Annotated in this window: 18 protein-coding genes; 10 read left to right on the plus strand and 8 right to left on the minus strand. The window is 66.4% G+C overall.

Features of this window, described 5'->3' with window-relative positions; translation table 11 throughout:
* Together DTS01S_RS26575 and dbpA are read left to right on the plus strand one after the other, a co-directional pair.
* The coding region (locus tag DTS01S_RS26575; protein WP_255247330.1) for a hypothetical protein at window positions 1-1,851 on the plus strand (1,851 nt) is incomplete at its 5' end.
* A 341-nt stretch (window positions 1,852-2,192) separates the two neighbouring features.
* Window positions 2,193-3,593 carry an ATP-dependent RNA helicase DbpA gene (gene dbpA / locus DTS01S_RS26580; RefSeq protein ID WP_016454517.1) on the plus strand — a complete coding sequence of 467 codons (1,401 nt, stop codon included), beginning with the start codon at window positions 2,193-2,195 and terminating at the stop codon, window positions 3,591-3,593.
* A gap of 162 nt (window positions 3,594-3,755) precedes the next feature.
* Here dbpA and DTS01S_RS26585 read toward each other — a convergent pair whose 3' ends face one another.
* The gene (locus DTS01S_RS26585; protein WP_017406678.1) at window positions 3,756-4,703 is read right to left on the minus strand and encodes a LysR family transcriptional regulator; all 948 of its coding nucleotides are present in this window, start codon (window positions 4,701-4,703) and stop codon (window positions 3,756-3,758) included.
* Between the two features lie 66 nt (window positions 4,704-4,769).
* Between DTS01S_RS26585 and DTS01S_RS26590 the strand changes: the two genes are divergently transcribed.
* The 3 genes from DTS01S_RS26590 to DTS01S_RS26600 all read left to right on the plus strand — a co-directional run bounded on the left by DTS01S_RS26590 (window position 4,770) and on the right by DTS01S_RS26600 (window position 6,552).
* On the plus strand, window positions 4,770-5,552 hold the full coding sequence (locus DTS01S_RS26590; RefSeq protein ID WP_016450326.1) for an SDR family NAD(P)-dependent oxidoreductase: 783 nt from the start codon (window positions 4,770-4,772) through the stop codon (window positions 5,550-5,552).
* Between the two features lie 84 nt (window positions 5,553-5,636).
* Entirely contained in the window at window positions 5,637-6,104 is a 468-nt protein-coding gene (locus tag DTS01S_RS26595; RefSeq protein ID WP_016454514.1) for a MerR family DNA-binding transcriptional regulator, read from the plus strand.
* Window positions 6,097-6,552, plus strand: coding sequence for a PaaI family thioesterase (locus DTS01S_RS26600; RefSeq protein ID WP_017406679.1), 456 nt, complete (start codon window positions 6,097-6,099; stop codon window positions 6,550-6,552). The genes DTS01S_RS26595 and DTS01S_RS26600 overlap by 8 nt, the downstream gene beginning before the upstream one ends.
* 98 nt (window positions 6,553-6,650) lie before the next feature.
* Here DTS01S_RS26600 and DTS01S_RS26605 read toward each other — a convergent pair whose 3' ends face one another.
* The 3 genes from DTS01S_RS26605 to DTS01S_RS26615 form a co-directional block, all read right to left on the minus strand.
* Complete coding sequence (locus DTS01S_RS26605; RefSeq protein WP_061289719.1) at window positions 6,651-7,952, minus strand: MATE family efflux transporter; 1,302 nt, start codon at window positions 7,950-7,952, stop codon at window positions 6,651-6,653.
* 435 nt (window positions 7,953-8,387) lie between these two features.
* Window positions 8,388-9,503: a 3-deoxy-7-phosphoheptulonate synthase gene (locus DTS01S_RS26610; protein WP_026062720.1), complete on the minus strand. Its 1,116-nt coding sequence runs from the start codon at window positions 9,501-9,503 to the stop codon at window positions 8,388-8,390.
* Between the two features lie 72 nt (window positions 9,504-9,575).
* Window positions 9,576-11,828 (minus strand): hypothetical protein, encoded by a 2,253-nt coding sequence (locus DTS01S_RS26615; RefSeq protein WP_061289722.1) that lies wholly within the window; start codon window positions 11,826-11,828, stop codon window positions 9,576-9,578.
* Window positions 11,829-12,004: 176 nt separating this feature from the next.
* Here DTS01S_RS26615 and DTS01S_RS26620 point away from each other — a divergent pair, with 176 nt between their 5' ends.
* The 5 genes from DTS01S_RS26620 to DTS01S_RS26640 all read left to right on the plus strand — a co-directional run bounded on the left by DTS01S_RS26620 (window position 12,005) and on the right by DTS01S_RS26640 (window position 17,181).
* Entirely contained in the window at window positions 12,005-12,748 is a 744-nt protein-coding gene (locus DTS01S_RS26620; RefSeq protein ID WP_016450321.1) for a GntR family transcriptional regulator, read from the plus strand.
* Window positions 12,745-13,563: a 3-hydroxybutyrate dehydrogenase gene (locus tag DTS01S_RS26625; RefSeq protein ID WP_017407177.1), complete on the plus strand. Its 819-nt coding sequence runs from the start codon at window positions 12,745-12,747 to the stop codon at window positions 13,561-13,563. Before DTS01S_RS26620 ends, DTS01S_RS26625 begins: the two co-directional genes overlap by 4 nt.
* Before the next feature lie 75 nt (window positions 13,564-13,638).
* Entirely contained in the window at window positions 13,639-14,955 is a 1,317-nt protein-coding gene (gene fahA / locus DTS01S_RS26630; RefSeq protein ID WP_017407178.1) for a fumarylacetoacetase, read from the plus strand.
* Window positions 14,956-15,053: 98 nt separating this feature from the next.
* On the plus strand, window positions 15,054-16,652 hold the full coding sequence (locus DTS01S_RS26635; RefSeq protein ID WP_061289725.1) for an SPOR domain-containing protein: 1,599 nt from the start codon (window positions 15,054-15,056) through the stop codon (window positions 16,650-16,652).
* A 175-nt stretch (window positions 16,653-16,827) separates the two neighbouring features.
* Window positions 16,828-17,181 (plus strand): I78 family peptidase inhibitor, encoded by a 354-nt coding sequence (locus tag DTS01S_RS26640; RefSeq protein ID WP_017407180.1) that lies wholly within the window; start codon window positions 16,828-16,830, stop codon window positions 17,179-17,181.
* Window positions 17,182-17,257: 76 nt separating this feature from the next.
* Here DTS01S_RS26640 and hemW read toward each other — a convergent pair whose 3' ends face one another.
* The 4 genes from hemW to DTS01S_RS26660 form a co-directional block, all read right to left on the minus strand.
* Window positions 17,258-18,502, minus strand: a complete 1,245-nt coding sequence (gene hemW / locus DTS01S_RS26645; RefSeq protein ID WP_017407181.1) for a radical SAM family heme chaperone HemW — start codon at window positions 18,500-18,502, stop codon at window positions 17,258-17,260.
* Window positions 18,499-19,101, minus strand: coding sequence for an RdgB/HAM1 family non-canonical purine NTP pyrophosphatase (rdgB, locus tag DTS01S_RS26650; protein WP_016450315.1), 603 nt, complete (start codon window positions 19,099-19,101; stop codon window positions 18,499-18,501). The genes hemW and rdgB overlap by 4 nt, the downstream gene beginning before the upstream one ends.
* A gap of 99 nt (window positions 19,102-19,200) precedes the next feature.
* The gene (locus DTS01S_RS26655) at window positions 19,201-20,106 is read right to left on the minus strand and encodes a PP2C family protein-serine/threonine phosphatase (protein WP_016450314.1); all 906 of its coding nucleotides are present in this window, start codon (window positions 20,104-20,106) and stop codon (window positions 19,201-19,203) included.
* Window positions 20,103-21,134: a serine/threonine protein kinase gene (locus DTS01S_RS26660; protein WP_016450313.1), complete on the minus strand. Its 1,032-nt coding sequence runs from the start codon at window positions 21,132-21,134 to the stop codon at window positions 20,103-20,105. Before DTS01S_RS26660 ends, DTS01S_RS26655 begins: the two co-directional genes overlap by 4 nt.
* Window positions 21,135-21,186: the final 52 nt, after the last annotated feature.

A 21,186-nucleotide genomic window follows, 5' to 3' on the forward strand; every position in this document is an offset into this window, starting at 1 on the left:
GCCAAGAGCGGACATTGCTTCTATCCGATAGTCAAATCTAAAGCCGAATTTGCAACGTCGATTGAAAGTCGCAAAGGCTGGATATGGGTGTGTGGACAAAGTGTCAAGCTAACGGGCACCGAGCTTGGACACAATGGCGCCTCAGACGCCTTCTCGCCTGTCTACACCCCCCTCATGTCTTCCAACATCCTGACCTTTACCTGCATCGGCGCTGATGCCCTTATGCTCTCCGCGCTGCACGGTCACCTCCAGACCGCAGTCGGCCAGTTCGCCGACCAGTGGCCCGCGCCGCTGCAAGCTTGCTTCGACGACTGGGAGAAGCCCTTCGTGACCAGTACGTCGCTGCGGGGCGAGACGCTGCGCTTCGTGATTGACACCTCATCCGGTGACGAATTGGAGAAGGCGCATATCCAGGCACTGCACGACGCCGGCGCGACGCACATCCGAGTGCGCATCTGGTACGGGCAGGTCGGCGAAACGCGAACGCTGCATTACCAAGGCGGCAAAAAGGTTGCTGCCAAGGCCTTCCCGGCGCCGATGCTGACTGAGGAGGAGGAGCTGCTGGAGCTGCTGCTGGACGGCAAGGAGGCTGCCTTCGCCAAGGCCATCAAGGCCGGCGCACCGAAGAATGCCGTGGTCGATGGCACGCCGCTTCTGGTGCATGCGGCCAAGGCCCGGCTAGGCAAGGCGGTGTCGGCGCTGCTGGACGCGAACGTCGACCTAATCGCCTGCCTGGCCTGGGTCGACGAGGTCGCAGAGGTGGTGCAGAGCTACGGCGGCAAGAACACTCCGGCACTGCTGCGCACGCTCGTGCAGGCGCCACAAGCCGACCCCGTGGCGCTGTGGCGCTCGGAGTGTGTGCTGCGCGCGCTCTGCGAACATCCCGAACTGCTGGCCTTGCTGGCCTCTCGCGAGGGCGTGGACGTCAACGCGCAGATCCGCTGGGCCCTGCACCCGGAGCAGGTGAGGGGCAGCCTTCTCTTCAACAGTGTGAGTTTCTTTAAGGACCGGCTGGACGTGCTGGCCGTGCTGGAGACACTGGGCGCGCGCTCCGTTGCGCCGCCGGCCATGAGCGATCAGCGCCGCCTGGAGCGCCTGTACTGGCAGGAGCGCGACGCAGGAACCGTTGCCGAGCTGGTCGCCGCAGGGGTGAATCTGGACACCCCGCTGTGGGATGACCGCCCCACCTCCCTGCTGCGTAACGTCATGCGCCACCCGACGATGGGTTGCCAGCCGCTGACCCTGGCCAATGAGTTGCTCACCAACGGTGCCAGCGCCGCGTTCTGGATGGAGCCCGATGCGTTTCAGCGCGAGGTGTTAGTTGGCATTTTCGACGCCAAGGAGCGGGCGCTCATGGCCGACGTCCCACTGAACGGCGACCGACACTTCGTCCCGGCGCGCGATGGTCAGTTGATCTTGGATTTCTTGGCCGGGCTGCTTGCCCAGGGGTTAGACGCCAACATGCCTGTGCGCCTGTGCTTGCACAAATTGACGGGCAGCGGCATTGACGCTGACTTCCGCTACAAGCGTCTGTACTGGCGCGGCTCGCTGCTCGGTGCCGTTGCGCTGCTGCTGTGCGGTCGCGGCAGCGAGATGCGCCCGATCTGCCTACCGCTGGCGGCGCTGCTGCTGAGCTACGGCGCAGCCCCCGATGACGCAGGCGATCTGGTGGATAGCACGAAAGGCGAGATCTACTGGGACATCTTGCTGCGGGGCGACTGGAGCCGCGAGGCGTGGGACAGCCATCCCCCGACCGGCACGGTAGTTGAACGACTTCGCCATCGACAGAACCAAGTGCCGGACGAGGTCGACGCAGAACTCATCGCGATTTTGGAGAAGCGCGGCCGGTAGTAGGCCCGCCGACCGCTCGCCAGCCAACGTTTGCAAGAGCCTTCAGGCTTGCATTGAGTTACGCCGATGCGGCCGCAGGTCTTCGAAACTGGGGTGCTCTGGACGACCGCTTTTGAATTTGCTTCGAAGACCGCAATGGGTCGCCAGCCGACTGCTGGCCGGCAGCTTCAGGCTGGTTGCTATCTGTTAGCCCCACGGCAGACCTCTTGCCATCCATGCCGTCAACACCCCGCTGGCCGTCTTCTCGCACATGCCGGCAATGGCCCAGCAAGCCCCTGTTCTTTCTCAGTGACCAGCGTGCCGCGCCCCGGCCCTGAGAGCGCCAAAACTAAAATGCCGCCATGACTGCACCCTCGGCTTCCCCCCATTCCTTCGACAAACTTGCGCTTTCGCCTGCGACGCTCGCCAATCTTGAGCGGCTCGGCTACCTTGAAATGACGGCGATTCAGCTCGCCAGCCTGCCCCCTGCGCTTGAAGGCAAGGATGTGATCGCCCAGGCGAAGACCGGCAGCGGCAAGACCGCAGCCTTTGCCCTGGCGCTGCTGGCCAAGCTGGATACGCGCAATTTCTCGGTGCAAGGCCTGGTGCTCTGCCCCACCCGCGAGCTGGCCGATCAGGTGACGACCGAGATTCGCCGCCTGGCGCGTGCGGAAGACAACGTCAAGGTGGTGACCCTGTCCGGCGGCGTTCCGCTGCGCGGCCAGAACGCGAGCCTTGAGAACGGCGCGCACGTGATCGTGGGCACGCCCGGCCGTGTGATCGATCACCTGGACCGGGGCAATCTGAACCTTGATTCGCTGAACACCTTGGTGCTTGACGAAGCGGATCGCATGCTCGACATGGGTTTCGTCGATGACATCGCCAAGGTCGCCAAGCAGTGCCCCCCGCAGCGCCAGACCTTGCTGTTCTCCGCAACCTACCCTGAAGGCATCGCCAAGCTGGCCGCGCGCTTCATGCGTGACCCGGTCACGGTCAAGGTCGCCGCGCAGCACAGCGGCGAGCAGATCGAGCAGCGCTGGTACGAGGTGGACAAGGAAGAGCGGCTGCCTGCGGTGGCTCGCCTGCTGGAGCATTTCCGGCCCGAGAGCACGCTGGCCTTCTGCAATACCAAGGCGCGCTGTCGGGCCCTTGCCGAGCTGCTGCAGGCCCAGGGCTACAGCGCGCTGGAGCTGCACGGCGATCTGGAGCAGCGTGACCGTGACCAGGTGCTGGTGCGCTTCGTGAACGGCAGTTGCTCCGTGCTGGTCGCCACCGATGTGGCGGCTCGCGGGCTGGATGTGACCAACCTGGGCGCCGTCATCAACGTGGACATCACGCCCGACCCTGAAGTGCACGTGCACCGCATCGGCCGCACAGGCCGCGCCGGCCAGAAAGGCCTGGCCCTGAGTCTTGCGACGATGGACGAAATGGGCGCGGTCGGAAACATCGAGCAGATGCAGGGCAGCCCATCCGTCTGGTACCCGCTGGACGAGCTGACGCCGACTCCCGGTGGCCGGCTCCTGCCATCCAAGGCCACCATCCACATCAATGCCAGCCGCAAGGACAAGATCCGCCCGGGCGATGTGCTGGGCGCGCTCACCGCAGACCTGGGCTACACCCGCGAGCAAGTGGGCAAGATCGACATCAACGAGTTCGCAACCTATGTGGCCGTGGACCGCAAGATTGCGCATGACGTCGTTGCCCGGCTCAATAGCGGAAAGATCAAGGGGAGAACGGTGAAGGCGCGCTTGCTCAAGGATTGAGCGGTTGCAGGCGCCGAGGCACGAACGACCACAACGGGTCGTTTCGCGCCAGCCACTGCCCATTCTTGTTTCGTTGGGATTGACGACCAACGATGGTCCTGGCTGCTCACCGGGTCCGCCGGCCGCGCCCCCGCCTTGAAAGGTCTGGAAAGACCGGGCCTGTCATGACTGCGTGGCAGGGTTGGCCGCTTCGGCTTTCTCTGCGGGCGGCTGCAGCCCTTCGGCCAGCGCCGCGCCCAGCGCGTCGATCACGGCCCGCACGCCCGGCACGTTGCGGCGGTCGCGGTGATAGGCCAGGTACACCGGGCAGGACGGCAGTGGCGCGTCCACCTCCAGCCGTGCCAGGCCGGGCACGGCATGGGCCATGGCGTCGGGCAGCAGGCAGATGCCCTGGCCTTGCTCCGTGGCCTCCTGGCGGGCCAGGTCGGAGCCGGATCGAAAGACGAACCGGGTGGCGCCCCGGCTGGCCAGCCACAGGTTGGAGGCGTCCTGCCGGCCGGTGGCCAGGTCCTGTCCCACGAAGTCGTGGCTGGCGAAGTCCTGCACGCGCAGGCGGCGACCCGGCAGGCGCTGCTCGACATAGCCGTGCGAGGCGTACAGGCCAAACGTCAGTTGCCCCGCCCATTTCTCCACCACCACGGCCGAGCTGGAGCGCCCGACCCGGAGCGCGACGTCCACTTCGCGCCGCCCGACATCCGTGAAGCGCGACTCCACGGCCACTTCGATATGCAGCCCGGGGTGCGCGCTTCTCAACTGCGAGAGCACGGCGGTCACCGGCTTCACGAAGCCTTCGCCCATGCTGACGCGGATGGTGCCGGTCAGCGCATGGGCCTTCTCAGCGGGCCGGTCGTCGCGCTTGATGCCGCCCAGTCCCAGCTCGAATTGCTCGGCCAGCTCCACCAGTTCCATCGCATCGGGCTCGACCGTCGTCCCTGCGCTGCTGCGGTGTACCAGGGCGCGGCCCAGGGATTGCTCCAGCGCCTCGATGCGCCGCGCGACGGTGGAGGTGGACAGGCCCAGGGCCGCGCCTGCGGCCAGCAGGCTTTGGTGGCGGTGAAGCGCCAGGAGCACGCGCAGGTCATCCCAGGTGGTGGGCGGTTGGTTTTTCATGAATGCAAATCAGCTTACCAGCGCTGCCCATTCCCAGGCGGGCCCCCCGTCGCAATACTCGAGTGCATGAAAACCCCTTTTGATTTCTCCCAGAAAACCGTCCTGGTGACCGGCGCCTCCATGGGCATCGGTGAAGTATTCGCCAGGGAGCTTGCCCGCCGTGGCGCCAAAGTCGTGCTGATCGCGCGCAGCCGCGACAGGCTCGAGAAGCTCGCCCGCGAATTGCCCGGCGCCGAATTCCTGGTGGAGGACCTGGCCGCACCCGGGGCGGCCCGGCGGGTCTTCGAGGCCGTCAGCGCCAGGGGCCTGCTGCCGGACCTGCTGGTGAACAACGCCGGCTTCGGCACCCACGGCAGGTTTGATGAACTGGCGCTGGACATACAGCGGGAGGCCATCGACCTGAATGTGGGCGCCCTGGTGGAATTGACGCACCTGTGCCTCCCCGCACTGGAGCAGCGCCAGGGCGGCGTCATCAACATCGCCTCCACGGCAGCGTTTCAGCCGGTCCCGTACATGGCGGTCTACGCCGCGACCAAGGCCTTTGTCCTTTCGTTCAGCGAAGCGCTCTGGGCCGAGTACCGGCCGCGCGGCGTGCGCGTGCTGGCGTTGTGCCCGGGCGCTACCGACACGGCGTTCTTCGCCCGCGCCGGCGAGGCCGCATCCTTCGGGAAAAAAGCATCCAGCGAAGACGTGGTTCGCCTGGGGCTGAAAGCCTTCGACGACAACCGCGCATCGGTGGTGCACGGCTGCGCCAACTACCTGACGGCCCTGGGCGGGCGCATTGTCACTCGCGAGTTCATGGCCCGGTTCACGGCGCGCGTGATGAGGCCTGCCGCGCAGCCGGCTTGAAGACGACTGGCAAGAGACAGCGATAGAAAAAAACCTGTCCCCTTCCCAACCCTAGCCCAGCACGAGCCTTGCTAGCCTTGGCACATGCTGATCTCCGAACTCGCCCGGCTCACGGGCGTCTCCATCCACGCGCTGCGGCACTACGAGCGCGCGGGCCTGCTCAAGCCCCGGCGCCTGCCCAATGGCTACCGCGACTATCCGCGCTCGGCCCGGCGCGAGGTGGTGTTCATCGCCATGTCCCGCGCGCTGGGGTTCGGGCTGCCGCGCATTGCGGAGAACCTGCGCGCCTGGCGTGCGGGGCGCATAGGCCCCGGTGACCTGGCCGATGCCGTGCAGCAGCGCGTGCAGGAGATAGACGAACAGATCGCCGCGCTGCAGGCCCAGCGCGCCCAGGCCCTGGACCATGTGCAGTGGCTGCGCGCCCGCCAGGCCGAGCGGGATCTGGCGCAGACGGCACCGGCCCCATCCAACGCACCCGACAAACCCGCCGCGCCCTGGCCGCGCGTGCGCCGTGCCGCTTCACCCACCACGAAGGAGACAGGCCATGACTGAGCCGACCACCCACCCCACCCCATCCACCCAGGCGCTGCAGAACGCCGTGCTGGCCATGCCCATGGCGCGCACCCTGGGCCTGCGCTTCGTGCGTGCCGAGCCCGGAGCCACCGAGCTGGAGATGCCCATTGCCGATGCCCTGTGCTTTCAGCCGGGCCAGTTGCAGGCCACGGCGGTCTTTGCACTGGGCGACTTTGCGGCGGTGTCGGCCGCAGGTTCACTGCTGCCTGCCGGCTGGGCCAATGCCACGGTGGACGGCAGCGTGAAGCTCTTCGCCCCCGCACGCGGCACCCACCTGCGGGCGCGCGGCCGCGTGGTGGATGCCGGCCGCGTGCTCAGCATCTGCGCAGCCGACCTGTACGCGGTGGCCGAGGGCGGTCATGAAACGCATTGCGCGACCTGGCTGGGCACGGCGCGCAATCTGGAGCCCAGGCCCGTGCGGGCCTGAGAACGTTCCCCCGCCTCCCCACCCCGTATGTCAGCGCCTGCATCGTGGCGGTTGCGGGGTTGCCGAAGGACAGATCACCTCGCCAAGGGCCACCACTGCTACAGGCTCTGCTTCAAGCCAATCTTCTCTTCGGATAGGGAATCTCGCCTGTTGTGGATAAGCAGGACCAACAGCGCACAGGACAGGAGAGAAGAAAATGAGAAAACATAATTGATCATGGAATAACTGGAGCCATGAAATCCCAATGACATCGGGGCAAAAAACACCAATGCGTAAACAACCCAAAAAATGATTCTTGACGACCAATAAAGGCCTAGCCCGCCAGAAATTGCTGCCGCATAGAAAAACCCCACATCCGTAGTTCCTTTGCACACCAAGGAAAGGAACCCCTCACCGACAATTTGATAACCATTGGCCATCGATATTTCATAGAACAGCATGAATACAAACAATGCAACAGCCGGAATAATGGCACAATAAATCATCAATGAAGAAGAATCTTTGATGAACTGAAATTGCACTGCCCATCTTCCACGATTTTTTGATATCTCCATCGCCAGAAGAGCACAGACTCCCATGGCAGGCAGTTCTGCCAAAAGCAATATGGCAGAAACTTGGGATTGAATTGCAGAATACATTGCACCCAGCCCTGCAACAGACATTGACAATATATAAAGCAGATATTTTCCAAAGAAAGAATTGGCATAGCCAGGAATCAAAACGGAAAATATTCTTCTGCCAGGCAATCCACGAAAATTGAATGAAAAACCGAATTGACAGTATTTCCGCATCAAAGCATATGCGGCAATGGAAAAAATGATGTCACTGAACAGATAGGCAAGAGCGACCGAGTCATCACTCATCCACTCATTCCTTCCAAGCAGCACCAGCACAACAATCACACAGGCTGCATGGAAAAAAACCTGCCACATTCTGAATTTTGCAACGATGGCATTATGTGATCTTGACTCAAGAACGCAGCTACATACATTGATGATTCCGAAGAATGGAATACACAGAATTATCAATCTTGCCTGCGATACGGCCCCATCCAACAGTTCCTCTGGCAAACCGGATATCAGGGTTTTCGAGATAACAGGAAGCCAATACACCAGAATAAAACAAACCCCGGTGTACAAGAGGACCAACCAGAATAGCAAACTGATGAGTGAATCGGATTGCTCCTTATCTTTGCTGGCAGCCATTTCCGAAAAGAAGATGGCGCCAATACTCGCCGGCAATACAAAGAAAAGTGAAGTAAAGGAAAGGGCGATGCTGAATTGGGCAACAAGAGCAGGGCTATGGAAACTAATGGCAAAAATGGTGACCATGGAGGCAAGCGGTGGGGCGGAGCGCCCAACTGCGAGGTCAAATACCCGCTTTGCATCACCAGGCCTCATACCTATCCCTCCTCCGCAGAATCAAAACCCATGATATATGACCCGAATTCTTTGAAATGAAGATCCTGGGTTACGTTGAAGCTGCCATTCATTATTCATTACCCGCCATCCCTGTCACTGCGGAATATGGACAAACATATCGGCGCAATCCTTGAGATACACTGGATGCAACAATAGAAAATCTCTTGAGCCGATATAAAAATCAATCATTCAATGCGAAAATGCATGACGCAATCGGACTGGTCTGAAAAGCGTGATGCGGGCATGCGCTGCCCCAGCATCTGAATGAGATCTCGCAGTCTGCCGACCCTGTCTTTACATCGGCGACCTGTATGCACGCCACTGCGCTGTAGCGGTTGCAGCATTGCAGTCCTGCCGAAGGACAGGACTGCTCCCTTGTCTGACGCGGGTCCCAAACAGACCCGGCCAGTCAACTCACCCCCGCAGCTTCGCCCGCCGCGCCTTCACCGCCGCAGCCATCTGCTGCAGCACAGGCACTGTCTGCTCCAGGCTGATGCAGGCATCGGTCACGGACACGCCATGCGCCAGCGGCTGGCCGTCCACGATGTCCTGCCGCCCTTCCTGCAGGTGGCTTTCGATCATCAGCCCCGTGATGCGGGCATCGCCACCGGCGATCTGCTGGGCCACGTCGGCCGCCACGTCGATCTGGCGGCGGTGCTGCTTGCTGCTGTTGGCGTGGGAGACATCGATCATGACCTGCGGGCGCAGGCCCGCACCTTCCAGCAGGGCGCAGGCGGCCTGCACATGCTCGGCGCCGTAGTTGGGCTGCTTGCCGCCGCGCAGGATGACGTGGCAGTCGCCATTGCCGCGGGTATCGAAGATGGCAGACTGGCCCATCTTGGTCATGCCCATGAAGGCGTGGGGCGCGCTGGCCGCCTGGATGGCATCGCTGGCCACCTTGACGCCGCCATCCGTGCCGTTCTTGAAGCCCACGGGGCAGGACAGGCCGCTGGCCAGCTGGCGGTGGCTCTGGCTTTCCGTGGTGCGCGCGCCGATGGCGCCCCAGCTGACCAGGTCGCTGATGAATTGCGGCGACAGCAGGTCCAGGAATTCCGTGCCCACGGGCAGGCCCAGGGCCAGCACGTCCAGCAGCAGGGCGCGGGCCATTTCCAGGCCTTCGTTGATGGCGAAGCTGCCGTCCAGGTGCGGGTCGTTGATGTAGCCCTTCCAGCCCACGGTGGTGCGGGGCTTCTCGAAGTAGACGCGCATGACCACGAGCAGCTCGCCGGCCAGGGCGTCGGCCTGGGCCTTGAGCTGGCGCGCATAGTCCATGGCCTGGTCGTGGTCGTGGATGGAGCAGGGACCGACGACGACGATGAGCCGGTCGTCCCGGCCCTGCAGCACGTCCGAGATGGCGGCGCGGCTGGTTTCCACCAGTTGCTGCGCGGCCTCGGGCGCGGGCAGCCATTCCTGCAGCAGGGCCGGGGTGATCAGGGGGCGCACGGCCTTGATGCGCAGGTCGTCGATGCGGGTGGTGTCGTGCGTGCTTAGGGGCACGGCACTGCGTTGTACGTGGGTGGGGGTGGTCATGGCGCTATTGTCGCGCCTTGAGGTTTCCCGACCGGGGCGGGGCAAGTGGCTTGCCCGCCCCTTGGCATTGACTTACTGAGCCGCCGGTGCCGGTGCCGGTGCCGGTGCTGGCGCAGGTGCGGACCCTGGTGCAGCCGGCACAGCGGCCGGTGCCGCGCCGTACTGCCAGCCGGCGGGCAGCAGGCCATCGACCCAGTGCAGGCGCCAGGCCATCAGCGCCAGCAAGGCCACCACGGCCAGCGCCACCAGGGTGTTGCGCAGGCCGTTGCCTTCCGCATAGGGGTCGCCCGCCGTGCGCCGTGCGCCCACCGGCACCTTGGCGGTCTGCGAGAGGCTGCGGCCCAGCGGCAGGTTGATGCGCATGCGGCCGTTGATGGCCCAGCCGCTGGCGTCCAGGATGGGCCCCAGGCTGCGCTGGCGCAGCTTGAGCCAGGCAATCATCATGCTGGGCCCTGAGATGGCCGCGATGAGGCCGACCAGGGCCACGGGAATCCAGGGCCCCAGGTCAATGAACTTGCCGAAGATGCCCACCAGCACGGCGCTGATGGAGCCCAGGGCCACGCCCAGGGCGGCCACGGTGCCCACATCGGTCTTGCGCGATGCGGCCGCAGCGGTGGCGGCTGTGGCGGCTGTGGCGTTGGCCGCGGCGGTGCCGGGCGCCGTGACCAGTTGGCCGGCCTGCGTGCCCAGGCTGGCGGTCACGCCCTCCTCCTTGGCCGAGGCGCGCTTGGCAACCTGCTCTTCCACCATGCGCAGGAATTTCTTGTAGGGCAGGAAGAAGGCCTGGCCGATGCTGGTGGGGTTCTCGATGAGCTTGACGATGGTGGCGTCCCAGTCGTTGCCCGCGCGGTCATAGAACACGCCGTTGCGGCCCACGAAGAGAAAGTCCACGTCGCCCGCCGTGAAGGCCGCGACGATGGCTTTCTTCTTGCCCTCGCGCCGGAGCTCGCAGTAGGCCAGGCAGGTCTTGGCGCGGCCGGCCAGCGCGGCGTGGGCGGCGGTGTCGCTCACTTCCACGGTCAGGTCGCAGCTGCGGGCATCCAGGTAGAGCGTGCCGGCCTGGAAGGCCGCGCCCTCGCGCCGGTAGAAGCTGCTGAAAGAGACGAAGTTGTTGAGCAGCGCCAGCAGGTCGCGCTGCAGGCGGATGAGCTTTTCCAGCGCCACGGCCTGCAGGCTGTGTTCCTTCTCGGACTCGTCCTGGGCAATGAGGTCCAGCAGCGCGGCTTCCTGGCCGCCGTCCAGCAGCGCCTGCACCTCCTGTTGAGGCAGGGCATCGAGCGGCGTGGCGGGCCGGGCCGCCAGCCATTGGCGGCAGGGCTGCAGGGCGGCCTTGACCTGCTCCCACTGCGCGGCGGTGATCTCCTGCAGGTCTTCGCCCAGCACGGGCTGCACGGCCTGCTCGCGCAGGGCCTGCAGCGCACCGGCCCAGGCGGGGTTGACGCCCTGGGCCAGCGGCAGCGCGCGGTCGGCCGCCACGGCGGCCAGCGGCAGCGCGGCAATGGCCTGGGCGCCGCTGTCCAGCACCTCACGGCCCAGGGCGGCATAGCCTTCGATGGAGGGGTTGAGCGGGTCCTGCGCGCGCGTGTCGAAGGCGGCCAGCCGCGTGCGTGCGAAGAAGTCGTCCACCTTGGCCTGCACCGCGTCCACGGCGCGGGCCGCGGCCAGGGCCTGGTCGCGCTCGGCAATGCCGCAGCCCAGGGCCTCGGCGCCTGCATGCCAGTCGCGCAGGGAACGCAGGTCGGCATAGAAGGACTCGGCCTGCTTGCGTGCGATGCCGGCCACGCCATCGGCGCCCGCCGCCGTGCCGTAGGCCTTGCCGATGCGCTCGACCAGCGCGGCCAGCGCCTTGTCGTCCCCGGCGGTGGCGGGGCTGACGATGCCATCGCCATTGAAGCGCATGGCCGCCAGGGAGGCCAGGCGCTCGCGCACCTGGCCCAGACTCAGCGCGGCGCCGCCGGCCTGACCGGACAGGGCCAGCATGCGCTCGGCCTCGGCATGCAGCAAGGCGCCCTGCTCGCTGTCGCGCTCCAGGCTGGACAGTTGCAGGACGTCGCCGCCATCGGCCAGCACCTGGGGGTCACGCACGCGCGCCACGGCCCATTGGCAGGCGGCGATCAGTTCGGGCGGGCGGATGCGGCCGTCCTTGTCTTCGTCGATCAGGTCCAGCGTGTCGCTGTCGAACTCGATGCCGCGCGTGGGGCAGGCCAGGGCCACCCACAGCTTCTGGTCCAGCTCGCCGATGTGCGCAATGTCCTGCCCGGTGCGGATGACCACCTGGTCCACTCCACCGGCGCGAAAAAACTCCCAAGCATGTTGCTGCTGCATGAAATACCCAACGGCCGCTCTGGCCAACGTTCGAAAAACGGAAAAAGGGCCGCAGTTTAAAAGTCATTCGGCCTGGTCAATTGAAGACATTTGTCAACGACGGGCGTCAGTGCAGGCTGTCAGGGCTATTGCTTTGTGCAAAAATAAAAGCACTGAATAGATACTTTATTGCCTTCATGCCCTCCAACTCCACCGCGTCGGCCCCTCAACAAGGCCGGGACAAGCTGCACCTGCAGCTGGCGCGGCTGTTCCGCAGCAAGGTGTCCACGGGCGCCTGGCCCGTAGGCAGCGCCATTCCCACGGTGCAGGAGCTGCAGGCGCTGCATGGCGTGTCGCGCACCACGGTGCGCATGGCGCTGGGCGCCCTGGTGGCAGAGGGCCTGCTGCTCACGCGCAAGCGCGGCGGCACGCGGGTGATTGCGGCGCCCTACAAGCCGCCGTCCTTCCTGCTGCCCACCAGCTGGAAGGAGCTGGTGGCCTTTGGCGCCCACATCGGCCAGATCACCCTGCACACCGGGCGGGACTGCCTGCCGCCGATTCCCGAAGGCTTCCCCGACGTGGGCCGCATGGCCCCCGCCTACGTGCACCTGCTGCGCGTGTACGACCATGACGCGGCGCGGTTTTGCCTGTCGCAGCTGTACCTGGAGCAGGAACTGTTCCCCGAGATCGAGGCCCAGCTGCAGCGCAGCTCCCTGGCCGTGGCCCTGAGCAGCGACCCCTCGCGCATTGCCGTGGCGCGCCAGCACCTGAGCGTGGCGCCGGCCGACGAACTGGCCGCCGAGCACCTGGGCGTGGCCCTGGGCACGCCGCTGATGCAGGCGCTGCGCTGGGCCTGCAATGCCGACGGGCTGCTGATCTACTGGGCGCGGGTGCGCTTTCTCAGCGAGTACGTGCATATGGAAATGGATCTCCTGAAATGAACCCCACCCCCTCCACCCCGGCCAGCCGCCCGCATGCGGGCCGCGTGGCCTGGATCACCGGCTCGACCAGCGGCATCGGCCTGGCCGTGGCGCGCCATCTGGCCAGCGAGGGCGCGGCCATCGCGCTGCATGGCCAGGCCGCCGCTTCTGCCGAGACCGATGCGCTGGTGCGCGAAATCGCCCAAACGCATGGCGTGCCGGTGCGCCACTACGGGCTGGACCTGCGCGACGGCAGCGCCATCGCCCCGCTGGCGCAGCGCATTGCGGCCGAGATGGGCGCCATCGACATCCTGGTCAACAACGCAGGCATGCAGCATGTGAGCCCGCTGCTCGAATTCCCGGCCGGCAAGTGGGACGAGCTGCTGGCCGTCAACCTGTCGGCGCCCTTCCACGCCATCCAGGCCTGCGCGCCGCAGATGCTGGAGCGCGGCTGGGGCCGCATCATCAATATCGCCTCGGTCAGCGGGCTGGTGGGCGTGGCGCGCAAGCCGGCCTATGTGGCCAGCAAGCACGGGCTGATCGGCCTGACCAAGTCGGTGGCGCTGGAGTTCGCCACCACGCCCGTGACCTGCAACGCCATCTGCCCGGGCTGGGTGCTGACGCCGCTGGTGCAACGGCAGATCGATGCGCTGGCCGCGCGCGAGGGGCTGGATGCCGACGCGGCGGCCCGCCAGCTGCTGGGCGCCAAGCAGCCCTCCCAGGCCTTCGTGACCGTGGAGCAGGTGGCGGCGCTGGCCGGTTTCCTGGCCAGCGAGCAGGCCGCCCAGGTGCGCGGCGCACACTGGAACATGGACGGCGGCTTTGCCGCCGCCTGACCTCGCCACGCCTCGCCCTGCCCCGCCAAACCCCTTTTCATACCAACGACAGACAAACCCAACCAGGAGAGACAGATGTCCTTGAACGAAACCCATGACGCAGGCCTGCGCAGCTGGGTGGCCTCGGCCAACACCGGCGCCAGCGACTTCCCCATCCAGAACCTGCCGTTTGCGGTGTTCCGCCGCGCAGGCAGCCAGGAGGCCTGGCGCGGCGGCGTGGCCATCGGCGACCAGGTGCTGGACTTGGCGCGCGCCAGCGCCCTCAAGGCCCTGGGCGATGCCGTGCAGCCGCAGCTGGAGGCCGCTTCGCAACAGCACCTGAACGGCTTCATGGCCATGGGACCGGCCGCCTGGTCGGCCCTGCGTCTGGCGCTGTCGCGCGCGCTGCGCGAAGGCGCTGCCGCACAGGCGGCACTGCAGGATTGCCTGGTGGCCCAGTCCGACGTGGAATACACGGTGCCGGCCCAGGTCGGCGACTACACGGACTTCTACACCTCGGTGCACCACGCCACCAACGTCGGCAAGCTGTTCCGCCCGGACAACCCGCTGATGGAGAACTACAAGTGGGTGCCGATCGGCTACCATGGCCGCGCCTCCAGCCTGCGCGTGTCGGGCGTGGACTTCCGCCGCCCCATGGGCCAGCTGAAGGCGCCCGACGCCGCCGCGCCCGCACTCAAGCCCTGCGCACGCCTGGACTATGAGCTGGAGATGGGCATCTACACCGGCGCCGGCAACGCCTGGGGCGAGGCGATTTCCATGGACGAGGCCGAACACCACATCTTCGGCCTGTGCCTGCTCAACGACTGGTCGGCGCGCGACATCCAGGCCTGGGAATACCAGCCGCTGGGCCCCTTCCTGTCGAAGAACTTCGCCACCACGGTCTCGCCCTGGATCGTGACGCTGGAGGCGCTGGAGCCCTATCGCACGGCGTTCACGCGGCCCGCCGCAGATCCCCAGCCCCTGCCCTACCTCAGCTCGCCCGCCAATTCCGAGCGCGGCGCGTTCGACGTGCAGCTGAGCGTGGCGCTGGAGACCGGCCGCATGCGCGCCGAAGGCCAGGCCGCCCAGCAGATCACCCACACCAGCTACCGCCACGCCTACTGGACCATGGCCCAGCTGGTGGCCCACCACAGCGTCAACGGCTGCGACCTGCAGCCCGGTGACCTGCTGGGCACGGGCACGCTGTCCGGCCCCACCTCCAGCGAGGCCGGCGCTCTGCTGGAGCTGACCGAAGGCGGCAAGAAGCCCGTGGCGCTGGCCAATGGCGAGAGCCGCACCTTCCTGCAGGATGGCGATGCCGTGATCCTGCGCGGCTGGTGCGAGAAGCCGGGCGCCGCGCGCATCGGCTTCGGCGAGTGCCGCGCCACGGTGCTGCCAGCGCGCCAGGGCTGACAGCAGCCTCCAATCGATCGGGCGCGATGGATTCGCCCGATCGATAGCCACGAATGTCGTGATTCCGACAGCCACGAGTGCATGACACAATTGCTGACATGCCCGCCCCATCGGAAGACGCCATCTCAGCACCTCCCGCCACCATCGACTTCGGAAGGCAGGCGGCCCCTGCCCGGCAGGAGCCCGCCTTTGCCGAGCCCGGCAGTGCCAGTAGGCCCGACACGGCCGACTCTCCCAAGAGTTCCAGCAAACTGCCGCCCTCGATAGCCAGCGCCTTCGCTGCCGCAGCCTATGCGCTGCAGCACGGCGATGACGGCCCAGCCGCCGACGAAAGGGCGGCCCCCGGCGCAAGTTCCGGCACGAATTCCGGCACGACCAGCTTCACCGGTGGCCAGGGTGCAGGCCTGATGCCCGGCCTGTACGCCAGCCTGATTGGCGAGCCCTCACGCGACTACTACCTGCGCCTGTTCGAGCGCTTCGATGCGCTGGGCAAGCCCCTGCCCACCTGGAACCTGGCCGCAGGCCTGTTCACCCTGCCCTGGTGCGGGCTACGCGGGCTGTGGCAAGAGGGCGGCCTCTACGCGCTGGCCGCTGGCGGCACGGGCCTGGTCTGGGGCCTGCTGCTGCGCCCCGCGCTGGGCTTGCCCCCGGCCATTGCCCACGGCATCGATGCCACGCTGATCCTGCTGGCCATTGCCATTCCCGGCCTGGGCGCCAATGCCCTGTACTGGCACCATGTGCGCCGCCTCACCCTGCAAGCCATTGGCGAGGCTCCCAACATGGCCGCAGCGCACGAACGCCTGGCCCGCCGCGCGGCCACGCCCTTGCGCAAGCGGCTGGCCGTGGCGGCCGGTGCGGTGCTTGCCGCCGCTGCGGGTGCCGGCATCTGGGCGCTGTCGGGCACGCCACATTTCATGGCGGCACAGACGGAGGTGATTCCATCCGAAGCCGTGCCGGCCGCTGCACCAGTTTCGCCAGCTGCACCAGCAGTGGCGCCAACGCCCGCCGCAGCCGTAGCTGCCGTTGAAACGCCAAGGACGGAATCGGCGCCCACACCCGCCCCCACTCCCGCACCCACGCCCCGGCCGCAAGAGCCAGTCGCCCAGGCCGAGGCGCGCCCTGATCCGCAAGCGCCCTTGCCCGCTGCCGGCAGCACCGTCTCCGGCACGGTCGAACCCATGCCCGTAGTAGCAGCTGCCGGCGCTGCGGGTGCCGTCGCGGCCACTGCAGCTGCAGCCATTCCCGTCAAGGCCGCGTTGGTGCCAGCCAAAGCACCTGCACCTGCGCCAGCGCCAGCGTCCGTGCACGCAGCCACTCCAGCGCCCGCCAAGCCCTCCAAGGTGGCGGCTGAAACCAAACCAGCCAAGCCTGCCAAGCCTGCCGAACCCGTCGCAAAGGCCCCGGCACCTGCCAAGCCTGCCTCGGCGGCTCTGGAGCCGGGCAACTACTACATCAACATCGGCGTGTTCTCTGAAGCCGCCAATGCCGGGCGCGTGGTGGAGCGGCTGGAGAAAGCCAAGCTGCCCACGCTCAGCCAGACCCTGCACAGCAACAAGGGCGAGATCGTGCGCGTGCGCTCGGGCCCCTTTGCCAAGCAGCGCAGCGCCGATCAGGCGGCGGCCAGGATACGCGCCATGGGCCTGGAGGCCACGGTCTTCCACCACGCCCCTGCGGAAGGCCGCAGCGCGCGGCGGTGATGCCCTGGCAGCACCTTGGCAATGCCTTCGTGATGCCTTTGCTGCCGCCTGTTACTTCCGCATGCCAATGGCACCGCCCGAGCCCGGCTAAGGTATGCGGCGTTGTCCGAGGCGATGCGCCAGCGCCCGCCCTGATACTGCGCAGCACACACCCCCTGAATTGAGGAGACAGACCATGCCGACGATCACCACCCCAGCCCTGCACCGCCGCCTTGCCGCCCTGGCCCTGCTGGGCGCCACCACCCTGGTGGCAGGCTGCGCCGGCATGAGCAATCCTTTTGGCGGCAGCAGCGGCGGTGGGGCGCAACCGGCTCCGCGCCCCGTGCAGGTCTGCAATGCGGCATCGGCGCAGTCCTTCGTGGGCAAGAGCAATACCTCGGCCACGCTGGAGGCCGCCCGCAAGCAGTCGGGCGCCTACATGGCCCGCGTGCTGCGCGAAGGCCAGCCAACGACGATGGAGTTCAACCAGGAACGCCTGAACCTGGTGGTCGACGGCACAGGCCGCATCGTGGCCGTGCGCTGCGGCTGATCGCCGACCGATTGCGCGGTGGCGCTGGATGAAGAAAGGACGCCGAGGCGTCCTTTTTCAATGGTCGTTGGCCCGCTCACTCGGCCAGGAACAGCTCCTGCAGGTCGCTGAGGAAGTCAAAGCCCCGCTCCGTGGGCACCACCCGGCCCAGGTCGCGCGTGATCAGGCCCTTGGCCTGTGCTGCATCCAGCCCCTTGGCGATGGACGACAGCGGCAGGCCCGTGCGCTCCATGAAGTCCTGCAGCGCAAAGCCTTCGCGCAGGCGCAGCGCGTTGAGCATGTATTCGAAGGGCAGGTCGGCGCGGCGCACCTCGCCGTCCTGCGCCAGTGGCGCGCCGGCCAGGGCCTGGTCCATGTAGCGAGCGGGATCGCGAAAGCGCACCTGGCGCACGATGCGGTGCGCAAAGCTGAGCTTGCTGTGCGCGCCCGCGCCTATGCCCAGGTAGTCGCCGAACTGCCAGTAGTTGCGGTTGTGCCAGCACTGGTGGCCCTCACGCGCATAGGCCGATATCTCGTAGCGCTGCATGCCTGCGGCGGCGGTGCGCGCGGTGATGCGGTCCAGCATGTCGTAGGCCAGGTCGTCCTCGGGAATGGCCGGCGGGAACTTGGCGAAATACGTATTGGGTTCGATGGTCAGGTGATAGACCGACAGGTGCGGCGGCGCGAAGGACAGGGCCACGTCCAGGTCACGCGCCAGGTCCAGCTCGGTCTGGCCGGGCAGCGCGTACATCAGGTCGATGTTGAAGGTCTCGAAGCTGTCGGCCGCCTCGCGCACGGCCGCACGCGCCTGGGCGCCGTCGTGCACGCGGCCCACGGCCTGCAGCAGGCGGTCGTCGAAGCTCTGCACGCCAATGGACAGCCGCGTGACGCCGGCCGCGCGGAAGGCGCGGAAGCGGTCGGTCTCGAAGTTGCCGGGGTTGGCCTCCATGGTGATCTCGCAATCGGCCTCCATGCGCAGGCGCGCGCGGATGGCGGCCAGCAGCCGGTCGATGGCCTCGGGCGAGAACAGGCTGGGCGTGCCGCCGCCGATGAAGATGCTGTGCACGGTGCGGCCCCAGATCAGCGGCAGCGCGCTCTCCAGGTCGGCGACCAGGGCGTCGACGTAGCGGTCTTCGGGCAGCTCGGGGCCGTCGCGGCCGTGCTCGTGCGAGTTGAAGTCGCAGTACGGGCACTTGCGTATGCACCAGGGCAGGTGCACGTACAGCGACAGCGGCGGCAGGCTGCCCAGCTGCAGCGTGCCGGGGCGCATGTAGTGCTGGATGTCGCGCTGCACGGCGGCCTGGGCGCCGGCGGCCGCATCCTGGGGCTGGATGGGAATCATCGCACCCAGCGCTCGCGCACGAGTTCGATCATCTGCAGCGTGGCGCGGCCGCGGTGGCTGTGCGCGTGCTTCACGGCCGGGTCCATCTCGGCGAAGGTCTGGCCCAGCTCGGGGATGTACATCACGGGGTCGAAGCCGAAGCCCTGCGTGCCACGGCGCTCGGTGGTGATCTCGCCGAGCACACGGCCCATGGCGATCAGCGGTTCGGGATCCTTTGCGCTGCGCACGCCCACCAGGGTGCTGACCATGGCGGCGCGGCGGTCGGCCACGCCCTGCATCTGCTCCAGCAGCGCGCGCACGTTGTTGTCATCGCTTTTCTCGTAGCCGAACTGCGTGCAGTAGTAGGCCGTATCCACGCCCGGCAGCCCGCCGAAGTGCGAGACGCACATGCCGGCGTCGTCGGCAATGGCGGGCAGGCCCGTGCGCTCGGCCGCGAAGCGGGCCTTGGCCAGCGCGTTCTCCACAAAGGTGCAATGCGGCTCGGGCGCCTCGCCCTCGAACAGGTCGCCCTGGCGGATCAGCTCCACCCCCAGCGGGGCGAACATGGCTTGCAGCTCGGCGAGCTTGCCGCGGTTGTTGGAGGCCAACACAATCTTCATCGTAGAAATCCAGTCGGGCGCCCGTGCGCCCTTTGTCGTCAATAGGTTCGGTAGTCCATGCGCGCCAACGGCACCGCTGCCGCGGGCCGGCAGCGGCGGTCAGCGCTTGAACTGGCGCTCGGCCGAGCGGCGTATCGCTTCGTTGATCTCGGCGATGGAGCGCTCGATGGCCGCGTCGTCGAGCTCATCTTCCAGGTCTTCGATTGCCCCGCCCTGGATCGTGGATTCAAACGCGTCGTTCTCGATGTCCTGGGTGGAGATGCCCATGGTGGACTCGAAGGCGTCTGGCGTCTCCCACTCCATGGCAATGGCCGTGACGTTGTCGCTGGCATCGCCCGCATTGCGCAGCGCCGTATCGACCAGTTGGGGAATGGCCTGGGACACGGTGCGGCCGTGCAGGGTGCGCAGCAGGTGCCCTTCGTCCACGCTGCCCCACAGGCCGTCGGAGCACAGCAGCAGCTTGTCGCCCTGCTCCAGCCGGCGCGGCTCGGTCACGTCGTAGATGGGCTTGGACGGAGAGCCCAGGCAGGTGAACAACACGTTGCGGCTCGATGTCTTGAGCTGGGCCGCGATCTCGCCCATCTCCAGATAGGAGTGATCGCGCGTGCGCACCAGCAGCTCGCCGCCGCGCACCAGGTACAGGCGCGAGTCGCCGCAATGGATCCAGGTGATCTTGCCCTTCTGGATGACGGCGGCGACCAGCGTGGTGCGCGGCGTGTCGATCATTCCCTTGGCGCTGGCATAGCGCAGGATCTGCCGGTGCGCGTGCAGCAGCGCATCGACCAGAAAGCCCTGCGGATCTTCGAGCAGCGGCTTGGCCTGGCGCTGGAAATGCACGGACATCACCTGCAGCGCCAGCTGCGCGGCGACCTCGCCTTCGGGATGGCCGCCCATGCCGTCGGCCAGCACGAAGAGCACGGCTTCCCGCGTGTAGCAGTAACCCATGCGGTCTTCATTGAGCGCACGGCCGCCGCGGCGGCTCAGCTGGAATACCGAAAACCTCATGGCTTGCGCTCCTGGCCCACGGCTGGCAGGCCCGCTGCGCCGCTGATCTTTTGCATGTTCTTCTTGGCGTCGGTCACCAGCGTGTCCAGCTGCAGGCGCATGCGCTCGGAGACGCTGAGCTTGGTGTAGCGGCGCTCGCCTTCGCGGCTCAATTCCTTTTGCAGCGCAAACACCGACTGCGGACGCGATCCCGGATCCACGGCCATGCACCACTCGACCACCTCGATGAGATTGTCCGAATACACGCCGCGCAGCTTGGTCAGCGCCAGCGTGAGCCGGTCCTTGTCCTGGCGCTGCGGCGCCTCGTTGGGCGGAAATCCCTGCATGCAGGCATAGATGCAGGCGCCGATGGCGTAGATGTCGGTCCAGGGCCCCAGCGATGCGTCGCGGCGGTACATCTCGGGCGCGGCAAAGCCCGGCGTGTACATGGGGCGGATGAAGTTGCCTTCCTTGGACAGCACCTCGCGCGCCGCGCCGAAGTCGATCATCACGGCACGGTCGTCATTGGTGATGAAGATGTTGGCCGGCTTGATGTCCAGGTGCAGCATCTTGTGCTGGTGCACGATGCGCAGGCCGCGCAGCACCTCGTCGAACAGCGAGCGGATGGTCGATTCGCGGAACACCTTCTCGGCCTTGAGCTCGCGCGCGGTGACAACGAAGTCCTGCAGGGTGGCACCCTCCAGGTAGTTCATCACCATGTAGACGGTTTCGTTCTCGCGAAAGAAATTGAGCACGCTGACCACGGAAGCGTGCGAGATCTGCGCCAGTGAACGCCCTTCCTCGAAGAAGCTCTTGAGGCCCAGGCGGTACAGCGAAAGTTTTTCGGGCGCCACGGCGGGCTGCAGCTCTCCGGGGGCACGGGTGGCCAGCGAGGCGGGCAGGTATTCCTTGATCGCCACCTGCTTGCCCTCTGCATCCAAGGCCAGGTAAACGACGCCGAAACCGCCGGAAGCAAGCCTGCGCACCACCCGATAGCCGCCGATCGTGCTGCCTGGCGGCAATGGCGCCGGCTTGATCTTGGAAGACATTTTTCTCCGGTGAGTCTCAGGGATGGGGCGAAACCCGGATAATCGGGCAATT

Origin of the sequence: Delftia tsuruhatensis NBRC 16741 (assembly GCF_001571325.1) — a bacterium.
Taxonomy (GTDB): Bacteria; Pseudomonadota; Gammaproteobacteria; order Burkholderiales; family Burkholderiaceae_C; genus Comamonas; species Comamonas tsuruhatensis.